Origin of the sequence: Streptomyces sp. NBC_00557 (assembly GCF_036345995.1) — a bacterium.
Lineage (GTDB): Bacteria > Actinomycetota > Actinomycetes > Streptomycetales > Streptomycetaceae > Streptomyces.
Genome location: NZ_CP107796.1, coordinates 498,163 through 519,147, shown reverse-complemented (window position 1 = coordinate 519,147; position 20,985 = coordinate 498,163). Strand labels below are relative to the sequence as shown.

Genomic DNA, 20,985 nt, shown 5'->3' with positions numbered 1-20,985 from the left:
GGCACCTTCACGACCCGCACCAGAACGGAGAGACCGCCCGCAGTGACCACCGTCGCCGTCCCCCAAGTCCCCGCACGGCTGGGCCGGTTCGTACTGAGCATGTTCCGGCCGCACGTCTACGCCACCTACGGACTGCTGTGGGTCCTCGCCCTGGAGAGTTCGGCGGTGGCCGCGACCGGCACGGCCTGGCGGCCGTCCGGCGCCACCTGGCTGCGGGTCGTCAGCGTGGTCCTGGCGCTGCTGTTCCTGCGCATGCTCGACGAGCAGAAGGACCTCGCCTACGACCGAGTGCACCACCCCGACCGGCCGCTGGTCACCGGCGCCATCACGGCCGCCGAACTGCGCGGCGCCATGGCCGTGATCACCGCGCTGGTCACCGGCCTGAACGCCGCCCTGTCGGCCACGGCCGCCCTGCTGATCCTCGCGGCCCTCGCCTACGGCCTGTTCCTCGCCCTCCTGGAACGGCTCTCGCCGGCCGTCCGCGACCGCCAGGTGCTCAACCTGGCCGTCACCTACCCGGTGCAGGTGCTCCTCGGCGCTTACGTGTACGGCTCGCTCGTCGCCGCCGGAACGGTCCCCGCCGACTGGCGCGGACCGCTGCTGCTGACCCTGTGCGCCGGCGTCTTCCTGCACTTCGAGTTCGCCCGCAAGACCGCCTGGGAGGCACCGCCCGGCGCCCGCCTGTACTCGGCGGACCTCGGCCCCCGGCGCAGCGCCGCCGTCACCGCGGCCTGCGCCGCCGTGGCCGTCGGCTGCGAGCTGCTGCTGCTCGCTTCGCGCGGCCCGCTCGCGCTCCTGCCCTGCCTCGCGGCCCTCCTGCCCGCCTGGGGCACCCGGCGCTTCCTGACCGCAGGGCGCGGGGCCTGGCCGGTGCCCCTCGCGATGGGCTTCATCGTCGCCACGTACCTCGCCCTCGTCGCCCGGGCGGTGCTCCTGCCGTGACCGAGCCCCTGCCCCTCACCGCCGAGGAACTGCTCACCACCACGCGCAGCGTCCGGCGCGGACTGGACCTGGACCGGCCCGTGGACCCCGAGCTCGTCAAGGACTGCCTGCGGATCGCCCTGCAGGCCCCCAACGGCAACAACCGCCAGAACTGGCGCTGGATCGTCCTCACCGACCCCGCGCTCCGCGCGGACGTCGCCGCGGTGTACCGGGCCGCGTTCCACGACCGCAACGCCGAGACGCTGCAGCGCCTGTCCGAACTGCCCGAGCGGACACGCGCGATGATGTCGGGCGCCCGGCTGCTGGCCGAGCGGCTGCACCGCGTGCCCGTCCTGGTCATCCCGTGCATCGAGGTGCCCGACGGCCGGCTGCCCGAGGGCAACCAGGCGGGCCTGTGGGCCTCGCTGCTGCCCGCCGCGTGGAGCTACGCGCTGGCCGCCCGCAGCCGCGGCCTGGTCACCGCCTGGACGGCGGTCCACCTGGACCGCGAACGGGAGGTCGCCGACCTCCTGGGCCTGCCTCCCACCGTCCGCCAGGGCGCCCTCCTCCCGACCGCCCACCCCCTGCGCACCGTCTTCCGGCCGGGACCCCGCCGGCCCCTGGAAGAAGTTCTGCACCTCAACGGCTGGCAGAGCGGGAGGAGTTGACCCGGCACGACGATGGGGCCCCTCGCCGTCCACCGGCGAAGGGCCCCTCCCGCGTGTCCTTCAGCGGATCACTTCTCGTTCCAGCGGAAGAACCGCAGCGTCAGCGCGGTCACGACCGCCGTGAAGGCGAGCATGCCGCCCATCGTCGGCAGGGCGTCCGACAGGCCGCCGCCCCGGCTGAGCACGGCCTCGCTGCCCTTGACGAGGTAGCGCAGCGGCATCATGTACGACACGGCCTGGACCCAGCCGGGAGCGTTGTCCAGCGAGAAGAACGAGCCGGACAGGAACGACATCGGCAGCACCAGCAGCTGCGCCAGACCGCCCGCGGACTCCTCGGTGCGGGTGAGCGAGCCGATGAGCAGACCCAGCGACATCAGCGCCAGCGTGCCGCACATCACCAGCGGGATCACCAGCCACCAGCTGCCGGTCAGCCGCAGCCCGAAGTACGGCAGCGTCGCCACGACCAGGAACAGCGCGGTCTGCGTCAGCGCCATCAGCATGGTCATGGAGATACGCGCGGCCACGACCTCCCAGGCCCGGATCGGCGACAGCCGCATCCGCTGCAGGATCTTCTTGCGGCGCAGCGTCACCAGCGTCAGCGCCGTGCTGAACACCGCGCTGGAGGCGATGGCCCAGCCCATCAGGCCCGGGGTCAGGTACTGGATCGGCTTGACCGACTCGTCCTCGACCTGGCTCGCCCTCAGCGTGTACGTGGGCGGTGTGCCGGTCGCGGCGAGGTTCGCCTGCTCCAGCACCGCGTTGAGCGTGGCGCGGGCGGAGGCGCCCTTGACGGAGTCGGCGGCGCTGTAGCGCAGGACGACGGTCCCGCCGTGCTGCTCGACCAGCGCGTCGTAGTCGCCCTTGCGGACCTTCGCCAGCGCCGACTTCTCGTCGCTCACCCTGGTGACGGTGGCGGCCTTGGCCAGCTGGTCGCGCTGACCGGCGGTGAGCGAGTCGAGCACCTTCACCGGGCCGACCTGGGCGACCTTGATGTGCGCGGTGCCGTCGCTCTTGAACAGCGTGCCGAACAACAGCAGGAACAGGATCGGGAAGATCAGCAGGAAGAAGATCGTGCCCTTGTCGCGCAGCACGCTCAGGATCATGGTCCGGGACAACTCCCGTACCGGGTTGAGCCGGTCCTTCCCGGAACCGCCGCGGTCGCCCTTCGGGACCTCGCCGCCGGTCCCGGCGTCCTTGCGTCCGGCGTCCCCGCTTCCCGTGCCCGGCGCGCCGCCGCCTTCGCCGGCCGTCGTCCCCGCGATGCGCGGGGTCGTCTCCTCGATGCTCACGAGCGGTACTCCCGTCCGGTCAGCTGGAGGAACACGTCCTCCAGGGTGGCGCCGCGAACCTCCAGGCCGCGCAGGGCGCCCCGGTCGGCCAGGACGGACAGCACCGGTCCCGGCGTGACGGTCGCGACCGTCAGCAGCACCCCGTCGTCCTCCACCGTCGCGTCGGCCACCCCTGCGGTCTTCAGCAGATCCCGCAGCGCGTCCGGCGTGACGAGCCCGGATTCCACGCTCACCCGCACCATGTTGTCGAGTTCACGGACGAGCGCCGCCGGGGCGCCGGTCCGGAGCACCTTGCCGCGCTCCATCACGGACACGCGGTCGCACAGGACCTCCGCCTCGTCGAGGTAGTGCGTGGTGAGGACCACCGTGCGGCCCTCCTCGTTGACGTCCCGCAGCAGGTCCCACAGATTGCGGCGGGCCTGCGGGTCCAGGCCGGCGGTCGGCTCGTCCAGGAAGACGATCTCCGGGTCGTGCACCAGACCGCAGGCGATCGACAGACGCTGCGCCTGCCCGCCCGACAGCTTGTCCGCGGGCACCTTGCCGAACTCGGTCAGCCCGACCCGCTCCAGCATCGCGTCGGCCTGCCGCGCGCCGACCCGGTAGAACGACGCGAACAGCCGGATCGTCTCCCGCGTCGTCAGCTTGTCGAGGAACGACGACGCCTGGAACTGCACGCCGATCCGCGTCAGCAGATCCAGGTTGCGCGGCCAGGGGCTCTGCCCGAAGAGCTCGATCCGGCCCTCGTCGGGCTCGCGGACGCCCTCCAGGATCTCGAGCGTGGTCGTCTTGCCGGCTCCGTTGGGGCCGAGGATGCCGTAGAACTCGCCCGTCTCGATGCGCAGGGAGACCCCGTCGACGGCCTGGATGTCCCCGTACCGCTTGCGTACGCCGTCCGCGACGATCGCCGGCGCCGTCATGACGCGTCCTGCCTGGGCCGGCGAAGCCGCGTGCCGGCTCCGCCGCACATGAACTGATGGTCCATCACTCGACTGTCGTCTTTCCGTGATCGGGTTGGGGGGATCGGTTGTGGGGAGGCTGGGAGCCGGGCCGGGGGGCCGGGCCGGGAGGGTGTCGGCCCGGCCCTCGCGTCCGCCCCCGCCGGTTGCGCGAGGCGGCCGGGCAGGGACGGCGGCAGGTACCGCATCTCGGGCGGTGCGGTGCGCAGCCCAGCCCAGCACAGGCCGCGCCGGAGAGGCCATCGATGCCGCCGAAGACTAGGGAATCGCCCGTACTCCGGCCCGCGGAAACGGGAACGCTCCGTTCTCGCACCCGCCGCCTTCCGTACGTTCGTCCCGTGCACGCCCGCGACCGGCCTCCGGCGGTGAACGACGGGACTGCGGCCGGCCGGGACCGTCACGGTCACCGCGAGCGCCGGGGCCCGTGCGGCACCCGCCGTCACAGCGAACGCACGGGCTCCGTGCGGCTTGCGCCGTCACCCCGGCGCCGACCGCGAGCGTCGCCGTCACCGCGACGGCGTCGAGCGCGCCGGAGCCCGTGCGCTCGCGCCGCCACGCGACGGCGGCCGTCTCCCCGGCTTCGGCCGGAACGGCCGCTGTGCGGGGGCCCGGACCGCTGTCACGGTGGTTTCGGGCCGGGACGGCCGGCGCGCGAGGGCCGCTGATGCCGCGGCTCGGATCCCGGCCGTCGCGGCGCGTGGACGACAGCCCACCCCCCAAACCCCCCACAACCACCGCACAGGATCGAGGACTTCACGATGCCCCTCACCGACCGGGACCGGGCCGTTCCTCCCGACGGCGGGCCCGGCCGTTCCGGGACCGCCGCTCGGACTCCGGCCCCCCGCACCCCACCGGAACGCCTGCCCCCGTTCGCCCTGGCGCCGGTGAGCTGCGTCGCCGGCGTGACCGCCGCGCTGCTGCTGCTCACCGCGCGCCGGTTCGGGTACTTCAGCGACGAGCTGTACTTTCTCGCCGCCGGCCGGCACCCCGCCTGGGGGTACGCCGACCAGCCGCCGCTGCTGCCCCTGCTCGCCCACGCCATCGACAGCATCGCGCCGGGCTCGTTGCTGTGGCTGCGTGCGCCGGCCGCCGCCGCGACCGCGGGGGGCGTGGTGTTCACCGCCCTCCTCACCCGGGAACTGGGCGGCCGGCGGGCCGCCCAGACGGCCGCCGCGGGCGCGTACGCCGTCTCGCCGGTGATGCTGCAGATGGGCCACCTGCTCATCACCGCCACGCCGGACATCTTCCTGACGACCGTCAGCACCTGGCTGCTGGTGCGCTGGGTCCGCACCCGGCGCGACCGGCTGCTGCCGCTCCTCGGCCTGACCGCCGCCGTGTCCCTGCAGGTGAAGTTCCTCAGCGCCGGCTTCTGGGCGGTCCTCGCGGTGGCGCTGCTGCTCGCCGGCCCGCGCGCCCTGCTGCTACGGCCCCTGCTGTGGGCGTCGGCGGCCGGCGCGCTGCTCACCGCGGTGCCCGGGCTGCTGTGGCAGCACCGCCACGGCTGGCCGCAGCTGGCCATGGCCTCCGTGATCTCGCGGGAGGTCGCCGCCGACGAGGGCGGGCGGTCGCAGTTCCTGCCCACGGTCCTGTCGGCCGCCGGACTCGCCGGAGCCGTACTGCTCTGTGCGGGACTGCTGCGGCTGCTGTTCGCCCGGGAGGCCCGCCCCCACCGCTTCCTCGGGCTGACCTTCGCCGGCCTGTGCGCCTGCTACCTGTACGTCGACGGACGGCCGTACTACGTCGCCGGGCTCTTCCCCGTCCTGTGGGCGGCCGGCGCCACCGCCCTGCAAGGGCTGCGCGCCACCCGGCCGCGCCGGTGGGCGACCGGCCTCGCCTACGTGCTGTCCGCGGCGCTCGCCGTACAGGTCCTGCCGGTGTACCCGGTGCACCGCCTCACCGCGCCCTCCGCCGACCGGCTGGCCCGCGAGAGCGTCGGCTGGCCCGACCTCGCCGCCTCCGTGGCCCGCGTCCACCGCGCCCTGCCGCCCGATGTGCGCCGACGCGCCCTGATCATCACCGACCGCTACGACCAGGCGGGCGCCCTCGACCGGTACGGCCCCGCACTCGGCCTGCCCCGGCCCTACAGCGGCCACCGCGGCTACGCGGACCTGGGCCGCCCCACCGACGACTCCGCGCCCGTCGTGTTCGTCGGCGCCGACGCCCGCTACCTGCGCCGCTTCTTCACCCACGTGGCGCGGCGCGGCACCGTCACCAACGCCGAGGACGTCCACAACCTCAACTGGGGCGCCCCGATCTGGCTCTGCGAGGGCAAGCGCGCACCGTGGCGCACCCTGTGGCCCAGGCTCTCCCACCTGGACGACCACGCGGCCGGATAGCGCACCCTACGGGACCGGGGGCGGCCCCTTGCGGGACCGCCCCCGGGTGTGCACGGGGCCGGCGTGCCCGTGCACGCATGTCAGCCCCAGGTCACGGGCAGCGCGTACACGCCGTAGTGCATCGCCTTGTCGCGCAGCGGGATCTCGTGCGGCTCGACCGCCAGCCGCAGGTCCGGGAAGCGATCGAACAGCTTCTGGTAGCCCAGGCGCAGCGTCGCCCGCGCCAGGTGCTGGCCCAGGCACTGGTGGATGCCGAAACCGAACGCCAGGTGCCGGCGCGAGGGCCGGGTGACGTCGAAGACCTCCGGGTTCTCGAACTGCTCGGGGTCCCGGTTGGCGGCCGGCAGCGACAGCACCACCGTCTGCCCGGCCTCGATCTTCCTGCCGCCGATCTCCACGTCCTCCAACGCCACCCGGCTCGCACCCATGTGAGAGATCGTCAGGTAACGGAGCAGCTCCTCCACCGCCCGCTCCATCAGCTCGGGCCGCTTGCGGATCTTCTCCAGCTGCTCCGGGTGCTCCAGCAGCGCGAACGTGCCGAGGCCCAGCATGTTCGGGGTGGTGTCCAGGGCGCCGCCGATGGTGATCCAGGCGATGTTCGCCAGCTCCTCCTCGGTCAGCTCCCCGGTCTTCACCAGCTTGCCCAGCAGCTTGTCGTTGGGCTCGGCGAACAGCTCCTTCACGATCCGGGCCAGCGTCTGGTCCAGGGCCGTGTTGTGCTCGACGAACTCCTCCAGCGTGTAGTCGATCCGCATGATCGCCGAGAAGTGCCTGTCGAGCTCGGCGATGTCCTCCTCCGGGACGCCCATCACCGAGTGCACCGACCGGTACACGACCTTCTGCACGAACGCCGGCAGCAGGTCCACCGGCGGCTCCAGCCCGGCCATCTCGTCGAGCACGCCGTCGATGATCCCGGCGAGCGTCGGCTCGTACTCCTGGATCTTGCGGACCGTGAAGAAGCCCGTCAGCAGACGCCGGTACCGGGTGTGGTCGGGCGCGTCCATGCGGACGAAGGAACCCGGCGGCGACGGCTTCGGGTCGTAGTTCTCCACCTCGAACGGCGGCGACGCCACCAGCGCCAGCAGCTCGGCGCGGTGGCTGAACCGCGGGTCGGTCATGATGGCCCGCACATGTTCGTGCCGGGTCACGAGCCAGCCGTCCTTGCGGCCCGGCGCGATGTCGAACGTCAGCGGGCTGATCGGGTCTTCCTCGCGCAGCCGGCGGTACTCCGGGTCGGGGTCGAAGGGGCAGGTGCGGTCGGTCGGTATCACAGGGGGTTTCGGCTCGAAGGCCATGGGACTCCTCCGTCTGATGGGGGTTGCGTCCGCCCGGGTGCGCCGCTCAGGCCCGCCGGACCGTCAGCGGCAGCTGCCGAAGACCGAAGACGTTGACACGGTTGTCGAAGTAGGACAGCGGGCTGTCGCGGTCCACCCGGATGTCGGCGTACCGGTCGAGCATCAGATCGAGCGCGATCCGCCCCTCCATACGGGCCAGCGGGGCGCCCAGGCAGTAGTGGATGCCGTGCCCGAAGGCGAGCTGCTTGGCATTGGGCCGGTTCGGCACGAAACGGTCCGGCTCGGGGAAGACCCGCTCGTCGCGGTTGGCGGACAGCAGCCAGAGGTACACCATCGTGTTCTCCGGCACCTTCTCCCCGGCGATCTCCACGGGCGCCGTCGGCACCCGCTCGATCTTCAGGAACGGCGGCCGCAGCCGCAGCACCTCCTCGGTGAAGGGGGCGATCCGCGCCCGCTCCTCGCGCAGCCGGCCCAGCTCCCCCTCCTCCTGGTCGAGGGTCAGCAGCATGTTGCCCAGCAGCACCGCCGTGGTGACATGACCGGCGAGCAGCAGCAGCGCGGCGAAGCTCACCACGTCCTCGTCGTTCAGGCGCTCCCCGTCGACCTCCGCCCGCACCAGCAGGCTCATCAGGTCGTCGTGCTCGCGCGCCCGCCGCTCCGCGACGTGCCCGCGCAGATAGGCGTCCAGCTCCTGCACGGTCCTGCCGAGGACCTCCGCCCCCTCGGGCGTCTCCCAGTTCACCGTCAACAGGTTGTCCGCCCACACCTGGAACAGCGGCCGGTCCGCGGGCGGCACACCGAGCATCGACGAGATCACGATCACCGGCAGCGGATTGGCGAACGCCTCCACCAGGTCGAAGCGGTCCGCGCCGGCCAGCCCGTCGAGCAGCTCCGTGGCGACCTCGGTGATCCGCGGCGCCAGCTCGCTGATCATCTTCGCGGTGAACACCTTGCTCACCAGCCGGCGCAGCTTGCCGTGCCGCGGCGGGTCCAGCAGCAACAGCGTGCCGCCGGGCGGCTGGCGCTCGCCGTTCGACAGCCGGGTCACCGTGTCCGAGGAGAACATCGCCGGGTCGGCGGTGATCCGCTGCACGTCCTCGTGCCGGAACACGTGATAGCGGCCCTCCGGATCACACCACACCGGCTGCTCGTCACGCATCCGCCGCAGCCAGGCCAGCAGGCTCGCTCCGCCGTCCATGCCCACTTCGGGCGGCGCGGAGACCTCGGGGCCGGCGGGATCGGGCACGGCTGTCATCGGAAGAACCCCTCTCTTCAGGGCAGTCCGCACGGGCGGCGGGGGCGGAAGCGACCCCAGGGCAGCACGAGCCCCGAAGCCGGGGCCACAAACACCGCCGAACTCTAGGGATTTGCCGGTCCCGGCAGCCCGGGGGGACCGCCCCGGGCAACTAGGGGATTTTTCAGAGTCGGAGGTCAAGCGGCCGTCGACGCCCTGCCCGCCCCCAGACTTGACCGGGTTCGACGTGTTCGAAAAGCCATGCGGACCGCGTGGGTGTCCGAGCCTGAGGAGAGCCGGTGCTGTCTACCGTCCCGAGCGCAGCGGGCCTGCCGTCGGTCGGGTCCGCCGTGGTGCGCGACCCGAGCCTGGGGGGCGAGCTGTGAGCGAAGACCGCCTGCGCGAATACCTGAAGCGCGTCACCGCCGACCTGCACCGCACCACCAACCGGGTGCGCGAGCTGGAGGCCAGGGATCACGAGCCGATCGCCATCGTGTCCATGGCGTGCCGCTACCCCGGCGGGGTACGCACCCCCGAGGACCTGTGGCGCCTCGTCGCCGACGGCCGCGACGCCATCACCCCGTTCCCCGAGGACCGCGGCTGGGACGTCGACTCCCTCTACCATCCCGACCCCGAGCACCCGGGCACCTGCTACACCCGGGAAGGCGGCTTCCTGCACGACGCCGCCGACTTCGACCCGGACTTCTTCGGCATGTCCCCGCGCGAGGCCCTGGGCACCGACCCGCAGCAGCGCCTCCTGCTGGAGATCTCCTGGGAGGCCCTGGAACGCGCCGGACTCGCACCGGGCAGCCTGCGCGGCAGCCCCACCGGCGTGTTCGTCGGCGTCATGTACAACGACTACGGCTCCCGCTTCGACGCGCCGCCGCCCGGCCTCGAGGGATTCATCGGCAACGGCAGCGCCGGCAGCATCGCCTCCGGCCGCGTCGCCTACACCCTCGGCCTGGAAGGCCCCGCGGTCACCGTCGACACCGCCTGCTCGTCCTCCCTCGTCGCCCTGCACCTGGCCTGCCGGGCGCTGCGGGCGGGGGAGTGCTCCCTGGCCCTCGCCGGCGGCGTCGCCGTCATGTCCACCCCTGTCACCTTCACCGAGTTCAGCCGCCAGCGCGGACTCTCCCCCGACGGCCGCTGCAAGTCCTTCGCCGAGGCCGCCGACGGCACCGGCTGGGGCGAGGGCGCAGGACTCGTCCTCCTGGAGCGCCTGTCCGACGCCCGCCGCAACGGGCACCCGGTGCTCGCCGTGATCCGCGGCAGCGCCGTCAACCAGGACGGCGCGAGCAGCGGCCTGACCGCCCCCAACGGCCCCTCCCAGCAGCGGGTGATCCGGGCCGCCCTGGCGTCGGCCGGGCTGACCCCGGCGGACGTGGACGCGGTGGAGGCGCACGGCACGGGTACGACGCTGGGCGACCCGATCGAGGCGCAGGCGCTCCTCGCCACCTACGGCCAGGACCGCGAACGCCCCCTGTATCTGGGCTCGTTGAAGTCCAACATCGGGCACACCCAGGCCGCCGCCGGTGTCGGCGGCGTCATCAAGATGGTCATGGCGATGCGCCACGGGGTGCTGCCCCGCACCCTCCACGTGGACCGGCCGTCCTCGCACGTCGACTGGTCGACCGGCGCCGTCGAACTCCTCACCGAAGCCCGCGACTGGTCGGCCCCGGAGGACCGCCCGCGCCGCGCGGGCGTCTCCGCGTTCGGCGTCAGCGGCACGAATGCGCATGTGGTGTTGGAGGAGGTGCCGCAGGAGTCTGTCGGGTCCGGGTCCGGGTCTGGGGCCGATGGTGGCGGTGTGGTGGTGTGGCCGCTGTCGGCGCGGGGCGAGGGTGCGTTGCGGGCGCAGGCGGCGCGGCTGCTGGAGTCCGTGGCCGACGGGTCGGGGTCGGCGGCGGATGTGGGGTGGTCGCTGGCGGTGACGCGGTCGGTGTTCGAGGACCGTGCGGTGGTGGTGGGCTCGGACTGGGAGGAGTTGCGGTCCGGGCTGGCCGCGGTGGCGGCGGGTGAGTCGCATGCGCGGGTGGTGCGGGGTACGGCGGTGCGGGGGCGTACGGCGTTCCTGTTCGCCGGTCAGGGTTCCCAGCGCCTGGGCATGGGCCGGGAGTTGTACGGGCGCTTCCCGGTGTTCGCGGCGGCCTTCGACGCGGTGGATGCGGAACTGCCGTTCGATCTGAAGGCGGTCGTCTTCGGTGAGGACGCCGACGCGCTGAATCGCACGGAGTTCGCGCAGCCGGCGCTGTTCGCGCTGGAAGTGGCGTTGTTCCGGCTGCTGGAGTCGTGGGGTGTGCGCCCGGATGTGCTGGCGGGTCACTCCATCGGTGAGATCGCTGCCGCGCATGTGGCGGGTGTGTGGTCGCTGGCGGATGCGTGCCGTCTGGTGGCGGCGCGTGGCCGCCTGATGCAGGCGCTGCCGGCCGGTGGTGCGATGGCGGCGGTGCAGGCCTCGGAGGACGAGGTGCTGCCTCTGCTCGGTGAGCAGGTGGGCATCGCTGCGGTCAACGGGCCGCAGGCGGTGGTGATTTCGGGCGCCGCAGAGGCCGTGGAGGAGATCGCCTCCCGCTTCCGTGCCGAGGGCCGCAAGGTCACGTCTCTGCGCGTGAGCCACGCCTTCCACTCGCCGCTCATGGAGCCGATGCTCGCCGACTTCCGCAAGGTCGCGCGGAGCCTGTCGTACGACCGTCCCAAGTTCCCCATCGTGTCCACGGTGACCGGTGTGTCCGCGAGCGACGAGGAGATCACCTCCCCCGAGTACTGGGTGGACCACGTCCGCCGCACCGTCCGCTACGCCGACGCGCTCCAGGCGCTCGCCGAGCGCAAGGTGAGCCGGTTCCTGGAAGTCGGCCCGGACGGCACCCTCACCGCCCTCGCCCGGTCGGTCTTCGACGGCGGTACCCGGGTCGTGGTGCCCGCGCTGCGCAAGGAGGGGTCGGAGCAGGTCGCCCTGCTGAGCGCCGTCGGTGCGCTGCACGTACACGGGCTCAGCCCCGACTGGTCCACGCTCTTCCCGGGGGCGAGGAACGTCACGCTGCCCACCTATCCCTTCCAGCGGCGCCGGTACTGGCTCGACCCGCCGTCCGGCAGCGGGCGACGCGCCGGTGGGCATCCTCTGCTGGGGGCCGTGGTGACGCTGGCCGACTCGTCCGCCGTCGTGTCCACCACCGTGCTGTCCGCCCGCAGCCATCCCTGGCTGGCCGACCACACCGTCGCCGGCCGGGCCGTGCTGCCGACGGCCGCGTACCTCGACTTCGCCCTGCACCTCGGCGCCCGCGTCGGGTGCGACCACGTCGCCACGCTCGACCAGGAGCAGGCCCTCGTCCTGGACGACCGTACGTCCGTCGAGCTGCAGGTCGTGCTGGACGCCCCCGGCGACGACGGCACCAGGCCGTTCGCCTGCTACTCCCGCCCGGTCACCCCGACCGGCGCCGCGGCGGACGGTGACGCGGACACGGACCGGCCCTGGACCCGTCACGCGCACGGCGTCCTCGCGCCCGCCGAGGCACTGGCACCCGCGCCTTCCGAGCCGGTCGGCGACGCCGGCGCCTGGCCTCCGGCAGACGCCGAGGAGCTGGACCCCGCCGAGGTCGACGCCCTGTACGACGCCTCGCGGGACGGCGGACTCGACCACGGTTCCGCCTTCCGTGCGCTCACCGCCGTGTGGCGGGCCGGTGACGAGGTGTACGCCGAGGCCGTCGTACCCAAGGAACTGCAGGCGGACGCGCTGCGGGCCGCGCTGCACCCGGTGCTCCTGGACGCGGCCCTGCACACGGCCCCCGCGTTCGGCCGGGCCGGGTCGGTCGCCGTGGCATGGCGGGACTGCACCCTGTACGCCGCCTCCGCCGAGGCGCTGCGTATCCGGGTGCGCCCGCTGGCCGACGGCGCCCTGCGGCTGGACCTGACCGACGACACCGGCGCACCGGTCGCCACCGTGGGCGAGGTGACCGTCACACCGGCCGCCGAGTTGCCGCTTCCGGCCGTCGAAGACGCCCTCACCGACGATCTGTTCGCCGTGAAGTGGGTCGAACTCCCCAGGCGTGACGCTGAGCTGACGAACACGCATTCGGCCGTCCTCGGTGACGGGCCCGCCCCGGCGGACGCCGTGCGGTACGCGGACGCGGAGGCCATGTTCGCCGCCCTCGACGAAACCGGTGCCGCCGTCCCCGAGTTGGTGTTCCTGCCCGTGAGCACGGAGGGCGCCGAACTGCCCGCCTGCGTGCACGAGGCGACCGCCCGGACACTGGGCGTGCTGCGGCGCTGGACGGCCGACGAGCGGACCGCGGGCGCCCGTCTGGTCGTGGTCACCCGTCACGCCGCCGCTGTACGGGACGGCGAGCCCGTCGCCGACCTCGCGGCCTCCGCCGTGCGCGGTCTGCTGCGCTCCGCCCAGTCGGAGAACCCGGGACGCTTCCTGCTCCTCGACATCGACGGCGAGGCCCGGGCCGACGCCCTCCCGGCCGCCGCCGTGAACGCCCTCGACGACGGTGAGACCGAGATCGCCCTGCGCGCCGGACGCGTGTACGGCGCCCGCCTCACCCGCCACCGGGCCGGTACGACCGCCCCCGCCGCCTTCGATCCCGAGCGCACCGTCCTCGTCACCGGCGCGGGCGGCACCCTAGCGGCCGCCGTGGCCCGGCACCTGGTGGCGGCGCACGGCGTGCGGCATCTGCTGCTCGCCGGCCGGCGCGGCCCGGACGCGCCGGGCGCCGCCGCGCTGCGCGCCTCCCTCGAGGAGGCGGGCGCGGAGGTGACGATCGCGGCGTGCGACGTCGCCGACCCCGCAGCGCTGACCGAACTGCTCGCGGGCGTGCCCGAGGAGCACCCGCTCGGGGCCGTCTTCCACGCCGCCGGTGTCATCGACGACGGCGTGATCGGCACGCTCACCGACGAGCGGCTGTCTGCCGTGCTGCGCCCGAAGGCGGACGCCGCGGTGCACCTAGAGCGGCTCACCCGGAACCAGGACCTGTCGGCGTTCGTGCTGTTCTCGTCCGCCGCCGCCACCTTCGGCGGCCCCGGCCAGGGCAACTACGCGGCCGCCAACGCCTTCCTGGAGGCGCTGGCCACCACCCTGCGGGCGCAGGGCCGGCCGGCGTACGCCCTCGGCTGGGGGCTGTGGGCTGAGAACAGCGGCATGACCGCCGGGCTGGGCGACGCCGACCGCGGGCGCATGGCCCGCGCCGGCGTGGCCGCCCTGCCCACCGACGACGCCGTCGCCCTGCTCGACCGCGCCCTGGCGCAGGATCGCGCCGTGCTGCTGCCGGTCCGGCTGGACCTCGCCGCCGCCCGCGCCGCCACCACGCCCACCCCGGCCCTGCTGCGCGACCCGGCCGCCCCCGCGCGCCGTACCGGAACCGCCGGACGGGCGGGCGTACGGCTGGCCCGGACGCTCGCCGCGCTCCCGGAGACCGAACGGCCCACCGCCGTGCTGCGGCTGCTGCAGACGGAGATCGCCGCCGTCCTCGGCCACGCGCCCGGCGCCCCGGCCGCCGACCCCGAACGCGCCTTCCGCGACCTCGGCTTCGACTCGCTCACCGCGGTCGACCTGCGCAACGCGCTGGAGCGGCGCACCGGCCTCAAACTCGCCCCGACCGTCGCCTTCGACCACCCCACCCCGGCCGCGCTCGCCGCCCACCTGCTGCGCGCCCTGCCGGCCGACGACCGGCGCGGCCCGCAGGCCGCCGGCGCCCGGACCCGCACCACGCGCGCCGGCGCCGACGAGCCCATCGCCATCGTCGGCATGGCCTGCCGGCTCCCCGGCGGCGCCGACACCCCCGAACGGCTGTGGGAACTGCTCGCCTCCGGCGCCGACGGCCTCACCGACTTCCCCGCCGACCGGGGCTGGGACCTCGGCTCCCTCTACCACCCCGACCCCGACCACGAGGGCACCAGCTACACCCGCACCGGCGGGTTCCTCGACGGAGTCGACCGGTTCGACCCGGCGTTCTTCGGCATCTCGCCCCGCGAGGCGCTGGCGATGGACCCGCAGCAACGGCTGCTGCTGGAGGTGTGCTGGGAGGCGGTGGAGCGCGCCGGCGTCGACCCGCGCACCCTGCGCGGCTCCCGCACCGGCGTCTTCGCCGGCACCAACGGCCAGGACTACACCGCGCTGCTGCGCACTTCGGCGGAGGACGTCGACGGCTACCTCGGCACCGGCAACGCCGCCAGTGTCGTCTCCGGCCGCATCTCCTACACCCTCGGTCTGGAGGGCCCCGCCGTCACCGTCGACACGGCCTGCTCGTCGTCGCTGGTCGCCCTGCACTGGGCGGTGCGGGCGCTGCGCGCGGGGGAGTGCGACCTCGCGCTCGCCGGCGGTGTCACCGTGATGTCGACCCCGGCCGCCTTCCTGGAGTTCAGCCGCCAGCGCGGCCTCGCGCCCGACGGCCGCTGCAAGGCCTACTCCGACGACGCCGACGGCACCGGCTGGGGCGAGGGCGCCGGCATGCTGCTCGTCGAGCGGCTGTCCGACGCCCGCCGCAACGGACACCGGGTGCTGGCCGTCGTCCGCGGCAGCGCCGTCAACTCCGACGGCGCGTCCAACGGACTCACCGCGCCCAACGGCCCCTCCCAGGAGCGGGTCATCCGCGCCGCGCTCGCCGACGCCGGGCTCACCCCCGCCGACGTCGACGCCGTCGAGGGGCACGGCACCGGAACCGTCCTCGGCGACCCCATCGAGGCGCAGGCGCTGCTGGCCACCTACGGCCAGGACCGCGAACGCCCGCTGTGGCTCGGCTCGGTGAAGTCCAACCTCGGGCACACCCAGGCCGCCGCCGGTGTCGCCGGCGTCATCAAGACCGTCCTGGCGCTGCGCCACGCCGAACTGCCCCGCACCCTGCACGCCGACCGGCCCTCCACTCACGTCGACTGGGACTCCGGCGCGGTACGGCTGCTCACCGAGGCCCGGCCCTGGCCGCACGACCCGGCCCGGCCCCGGCGCGCCGGTGTGTCGTCCTTCGGGTTCAGCGGCACCAACGCCCATGTCATCCTCGAAGAGGCCCCGCCCGCCCCCGGGCAGGACGGGGACACGGCGATACCGGCCCGGCCCGCAGCCGGGGACCGCCCCGCCGTCCACGGCCTGCTCGCCTGGCCGCTGGCCGCCCGTTCCCCGCAGGCGCTGCGCGCGCAGGCCGCGCGGCTCGCCGACCACGTCACCCGGCACCCGGAGCTGTCCGCCGCCGACATCGGCCACTCGCTGGCCACCACCCGTACGCCGTTCGAGCACCGGGCGGTCCTGCTCGGCCGCGACCGCGACGACCTGCTCGCCGACCTCAGCCTGCTCGCCGCCGCCGAACCGGGCGCCGAGGAGGGCGGCGCCGCGCTGCGCTCCGCCCGCACCGCGTTCCTGTTCACCGGGCAGGGCTCCCAGCGCCCCGGCATGGGCGCCGGACTGCACGCCGCGTTCCCCGTGTTCGCCGACGCCTTCGACGAGGTGTGCGCCCACTTCGGGCCCGGCGTCCTCGACACGCCCCTGCGCGAGGCCGTCCTCGGCGACGCGGGACACCTGCTGGACCGCACCGGCTACGCCCAGCCCGCCCTGTTCGCGTTCGAGGTGGCCCTGTACCGCCTCGTGCGCTCCCTCGGGGTGACGCCCGACCACCTGCTGGGCCACTCCATCGGCTCGCTGGCCGCCGCGCACGCCGCCGGGGTGCTCTCCCTGCCCGACGCCTGCGCCCTTGTCGCCGCCCGCGCCCGGCTGATGGACGCCCTGCCCGACGGCGGCGCCATGGCCGCCCTGCAGGCCGCGGAGGAGGAGGTGCTGCCGCTCCTCGGCGACGGCGTGGGCATCGCCGCCGTCAACGGCCCCCGCTCGGTGGTGGTCTCCGGCGAGGAGACCGCCGTCCTCGACGTGGCCGCCCGTATCGAGGGCCTGGGCCGGCGCACCAGGCGGCTGCGCGTCAGCCACGCGTTCCACTCGCCGCTCATGGAGCCCATGCTGGACGCCTTCCGCGAGGTCGCCGCCGGCCTGGACTACCAGGAGCCGGTCATCCCGGTGATCTCCGACGTCACCGGCCGCCCGGCCACCCCCGCGGAACTCGCCTCGCCCGACTACTGGGTGCGCCACGTCCGCCAGGCCGTCCGCTTCCACGACGGCGTGCGCGCCCTGGAGGAGTCCGGCGTCGGCCGCTACCTGGAGATCGGCCCCGACGGCACGCTCACCGCGCTCGCCGCCGACGCCGTCACCGCCCCCGACCGGTGCGCGGCCGTCGCCCTGCTGCGCCCCGGCCGGGACGAGACCGGCAGCCTGCTCTCCGGGCTGGCTCAGGCGCACGTGTACGGCGTGGACGTCGACTGGACCGCCGCCGCACCCGGCTCCGGCCGCGTCGTCGACCTGCCCACCTACCCCTTCCAGCGGCAGCGCTACTGGCCCGGCACGCGCGGCCGCAACGCGGGCGACCTCGCCGCGGCCGGTCTCGCCGACGCCGGGCATCCGCTGCTCGGCGCCCGCGTCGACCTCGCCGACTCCGACGAGTACGTCTTCACCAGCCGGCTCTCCCTGGCGGACCAGCCGTGGCTCGCCGACCACGCCGTCGGCGGCACCGCCATCCTGCCCGGCACCGCCTACCTCGACCTCGCCCTGCTCGCCGGGGCCCGCGCCGGCTGCGACCGGGTCGTCGAACTGACCCTGCTGGAGCCGCTGGCGCCGGCCCCCGGCCAGGCCTTCGCCCTGCAGGTGCGGCTGGGCGTGCCCGACGCCGACGGCAACCGCCGGATCGGCGTGCACTCCCGCCCCGTCGACGCCGGCCCCGACCGGCCCTGGACCCGCCACGCCGACGGCATCCTCGGCGCCGACAGCGCCCCCGAGCCCGACGCGCCGCTCGCCGACTGGCCGCCCGCGGGCGCCGAGGAACTCGCCGTCGAGGACACCTACGACCGGCTCGCCGACGCCGGCTTCGGCTACGGCCCTGTCTTCCAGGGCCTGCGCGCCGCCTGGCGGTCGGGCACGGAGGTGTACGCCGAGATCGCGCTGCCGGAGCAGGCGCACCCCGACGCCCCCCGCTACGGCGTGCACCCCGCCCTCCTCGACGCCGCCCTGCACGCCACCGCGTTCCTGCCCATGGACGACTCCGCCCGGGGCCGGCTGCCGTTCTCCTGGCGGGACGTCACCCTGCACGCCACCGGCGCCACCTCCGTCCGCGTACGGCTCCGTCTGCGCGACGGCGACGCCGTCGCCCTGGACGTCGCCGACACCACCGGGCGGGCCGTCGCCTCCATCGGCGCCCTCACCCTGCGCGCCGTCGGCCCCGACGCGCTGCGCGCCCGCCCCGACCGCGGCGCCGGCGACCTCTACCGGCTCGACTGGCAGCCGCAGCCCACCGGCCTGGGCACCGAGGCAGCCCTGACGGTGCTCGGCGACGACGCGGGACGCGCGTTCGCCGCGGACCTCGCCGCGGCGGGCGTCGCCGCCGACGTCACCGACACCACCGACCTCACCGCCCTCGCCGCACGCGACGCCGTCCCCGGCACGCTCCTCGCCGTCCTGCCCCACGACGACGCGCCCCTGGACCGTGCCGGACACGCGGCGGCGCAGCGGGCCCTCGCCCTCGTACGGCACCTCCTCGACGAGCCCCGGCTCCAGTCCACCCGGCTCGTCCTGGTGACCCGCGACGCCGTCATGCCGGACGGGCCCGCCGGGCCCGGCGTCCGCCATCCGGCCGCCGCCACCGCCTGGGGCCTGGTGCGCTCCGCCCAGTCCGAACACCCCGGCCGGTTCGTCCTGCTGGACACCGACGCCGCCTCCCTCACCGCGCTGCCCGCCGCACTGGCAGGCCCGGACGACCAACTCGCCCTGCGCGAGGGCACCGTGCACACGCCGCGCCTCGCCCGCACCGACGACTCCGCCGCACTGCGCCCGCCGCACGGCACGACCGCGCCCGCCTGGCGGCTGGACATGGTCCGCAAGGGAACCCTCGACGGACTCGAACTCGTCCCCGCCCCCGATGCCGAACGCCCCCTGAACGAGGGCGAGATACGCATCGCCGTGCGCGCCGCGGGCGTCAACTTCCGCGACGTCCTCAACGCCCTCGGCATGTACCCCGGCCCGGCCCGCGACTTCGGCCTGGAAGGCGCCGGCGTCGTCACCGAGACCGGCCCCGGCGTGACCGGGCTGCGCGTCGGCGACCGCGTGCTCGGCATGTTCCCCTCCGCCTACGGGCCCGTCGCCGTCGCCGACGCCCGCACCGTGGCCCGCATCCCCGACGGCTGGTCGTTCGCCCAGGCGGCGACCGTGCCGATCGTGTTCCTCACCGCCTACTACGCCCTCGTCGACCTCGGCCGCGTCGAGCCGGGGCAGACGGTCCTCGTGCACGCCGCGGCCGGCGGCGTCGGCATGGCCGCGACCCAGCTCGCCCGCCACCTCGGCGCCGAGGTGTACGCCACCGCAGGCCCCGGCAAGTGGGACGCCCTGCGCGCCGCCGGACTCGACGACGCGCACATCGCCTCCTCCCGCGACCTCGCCTTCGAGGACGCCTTCCGCGAGGCGACCGGCGGCCGCGGCGTCGACCTCGTCCTGGACTCCCTCGCGGGCGAGTTCGTCGACGCCTCCCTGCGCCTGCTGCCGCGCGGCGGGCACTTCCTGGAGATGGGCAAGACCGACGTCCGCGACCCCGCCGACGTCGCCGCCCGCCACCCCGGCGTGCACTACCGCGCCTTCGACCTGATCGAGGCCGGCCCCGACCGGATCGGGGAGATGCTCACCGCGCTCGTCGACCTGTTCGAGGCCGGTGTCCTCGCCCCGCTGCCCGTCACCCCGTGGGACGTCCGCCACGCCCCCGCGGCGTTCCGCCACATGGCGCAGGCCCGCCATATCGGCAAGGTCGTCCTCACGATGCCCGTGCCGCTCGACCCGGACGGCACCGTCCTGATCACCGGCGGCACCGGCGGCCTCGGCGCGCTGCTCGCCCGCCACCTCGTCACCGAACACGGCGTACGCCACCTGCTGCTCGCCTCCCGCAGCGGCCCCGGCGCCCCCGGCGCCGGGCAGCTCGCCGACGAACTCCGCGCGCTCGGCGCCGACGTGCGCATCGAGGCGGCCGACGTCGCCGACCGGGACCGGGCCGCCGCCCTGCTCGGCGCCGTACCCGACGCCCACCCGCTGACCGCGGTGGTGCACGCGGCCGGCGTCCTCGACGACACGGTCGTGGACCGGCTCACCCCCGAGCGGCTGGACGCCGTGCTGCGGCCGAAGCTGGACGCCGCCGCACACCTGCACGACCTCACCCGCCACCTCGACCTCTCGGCGTTCGTGCTGTTCTCCTCCGTCGCCGGCACCCTCGGCGCACCCGGCCAGGGCAACTACGCCGCCGCCAACGCGTTCCTCGACGCCCTCGCCGAGCACCGCCGCGCCTCGGGCCTGCCCGCCCTGTCCCTGCCCTGGGGCCCCTGGTCCCAGATCGCCGGCATGACCGGCGGCCTCACCGACGCCGACATCCGCCGCATGGAACGCGCCGGACTGCCGCCGCTCAGCCCGAAGGAGGGCCTGGCCCTGTTCACCGAGGCACTGGACCGGCCGTACGCCGTCCAGGCCCCGCTGGCCGTGGACCCCGCCCGCCTCGGCGCCGACGGCCCGGTGCACCCGCTGCTGGCCGCCCTCGCCCGCGTCCGGCGGACCGTCCGCGACCTCACGGCGACGGCGACCACCGGTTCCGGCGACACCGCCGGCCTCGCCGCGGAACTCCGCCGCCTCGGCGCCGCCGAACGGCACCGCAGGCTCGTCGAGGAGGTCTGCCGCCAGGTCGCCGCCGTCCTCGGGCACGCCTCCGCGGCCCGCATCGACCCCGACCAGTCCTTCAAGGAGCTGGGCTTCGACTCGCTCACCGCGGTCGAGCTGCGCAACCGGATGAACGCCGCCACCGGCGTGCTGCTGCCCGCCACGCTCGTCTTCGACTACCCGACGCCCGCCGTGCTCGCCGACCACCTGTGCCGCGAGCACTTCGCGGACGGCGACGACGGCGGCACCGGCCCCGCGACGGGCAACGGCGCCGCCGGCGAGCCCGACGAGGCGGCCATCCGCAAGCTGCTCATGTCCATCCCGATCACCACCTTCCGCGAGTCGGGCCTGCTGGACGCCCTGATGGCCCTCGCCCCCGCGGCGCCCGCCGCCGTCCCCGGCCCCCGCACCGGGAACCGGCCCGCCACCGCGACCGGCCCCGCCGCGGGCGGCCCCGCCGCGTCCGAAGAGGCGGAGGTGGACGTCGACGACCTCGACGTCGACGACCTGGTCCGGATGGCCCTGGGCGCCGACGACTGAGCGCCCTCCTCCCTCCCTTGTCCGACCCACCACCCG

At 74.9% G+C, this 20,985-nt stretch carries 8 protein-coding genes; 4 read left to right on the top strand and 4 right to left on the bottom strand.

Going from position 1 to position 20,985, the window contains the following annotated elements:
* Positions 1–42: 42 nt before the first annotated feature.
* Both OG956_RS01815 and OG956_RS01810 read left to right on the top strand, forming a co-directional pair.
* A complete protein-coding gene (locus tag OG956_RS01815) occupies positions 43–942 on the top strand; it encodes a hypothetical protein (protein WP_330336134.1) in 900 nt (299 codons plus the stop codon).
* Positions 939–1,589 carry a nitroreductase family protein gene (locus OG956_RS01810; protein ID WP_330336133.1) on the top strand — a complete coding sequence of 217 codons (651 nt, stop codon included), beginning with the start codon at positions 939–941 and terminating at the stop codon, positions 1,587–1,589. Before OG956_RS01815 ends, OG956_RS01810 begins: the two co-directional genes overlap by 4 nt.
* A gap of 68 nt (positions 1,590–1,657) precedes the next feature.
* Here the strand turns inward: OG956_RS01810 and OG956_RS01805 are convergent, their stop codons facing one another.
* On the bottom strand, positions 1,658–2,878 hold the full coding sequence (locus OG956_RS01805) for an ABC transporter permease (protein ID WP_330336132.1): 1,221 nt from the start codon (positions 2,876–2,878) through the stop codon (positions 1,658–1,660).
* Positions 2,875–3,795, bottom strand: coding sequence for an ABC transporter ATP-binding protein (locus OG956_RS01800; protein WP_330336131.1), 921 nt, complete (start codon positions 3,793–3,795; stop codon positions 2,875–2,877). The genes OG956_RS01805 and OG956_RS01800 overlap by 4 nt, the downstream gene beginning before the upstream one ends.
* A gap of 797 nt (positions 3,796–4,592) precedes the next feature.
* Here OG956_RS01800 and OG956_RS01795 point away from each other — a divergent pair.
* The gene (locus tag OG956_RS01795; RefSeq protein WP_330336130.1) at positions 4,593–6,170 is read left to right on the top strand and encodes an ArnT family glycosyltransferase; all 1,578 of its coding nucleotides are present in this window, start codon (positions 4,593–4,595) and stop codon (positions 6,168–6,170) included.
* A gap of 80 nt (positions 6,171–6,250) precedes the next feature.
* On the opposite strand, the gene OG956_RS01790 is transcribed toward OG956_RS01795, so the two are convergent.
* Together OG956_RS01790 and OG956_RS01785 are read right to left on the bottom strand one after the other, a co-directional pair.
* Positions 6,251–7,465 (bottom strand): cytochrome P450, encoded by a 1,215-nt coding sequence (locus OG956_RS01790; protein ID WP_330336129.1) that lies wholly within the window; start codon positions 7,463–7,465, stop codon positions 6,251–6,253.
* A gap of 46 nt (positions 7,466–7,511) precedes the next feature.
* Positions 7,512–8,720, bottom strand: coding sequence for a cytochrome P450 (locus OG956_RS01785; protein WP_330336128.1), 1,209 nt, complete (start codon positions 8,718–8,720; stop codon positions 7,512–7,514).
* A 361-nt stretch (positions 8,721–9,081) separates the two neighbouring features.
* On the opposite strand from OG956_RS01785, the gene OG956_RS01780 reads away from it, so the two are divergent.
* Positions 9,082–20,949 (top strand): SDR family NAD(P)-dependent oxidoreductase, encoded by an 11,868-nt coding sequence (locus OG956_RS01780; protein ID WP_330336127.1) that lies wholly within the window; start codon positions 9,082–9,084, stop codon positions 20,947–20,949.
* Positions 20,950–20,985: the final 36 nt, after the last annotated feature.

Coding starts and splice junctions, on each gene's coding strand:
- OG956_RS01800 (WP_330336131.1), bottom strand. CDS start 3,795: ATGACGGCGCCGGCGATCGTCGCGGACGGCGTACGCAAGCGGTACGGG.
- OG956_RS01795 (WP_330336130.1), top strand. CDS start 4,593: ATGCCCCTCACCGACCGGGACCGGGCCGTTCCTCCCGACGGCGGGCCC.
- OG956_RS01790 (WP_330336129.1), bottom strand. CDS start 7,465: ATGGCCTTCGAGCCGAAACCCCCTGTGATACCGACCGACCGCACCTGC.
- OG956_RS01785 (WP_330336128.1), bottom strand. CDS start 8,720: ATGACAGCCGTGCCCGATCCCGCCGGCCCCGAGGTCTCCGCGCCGCCC.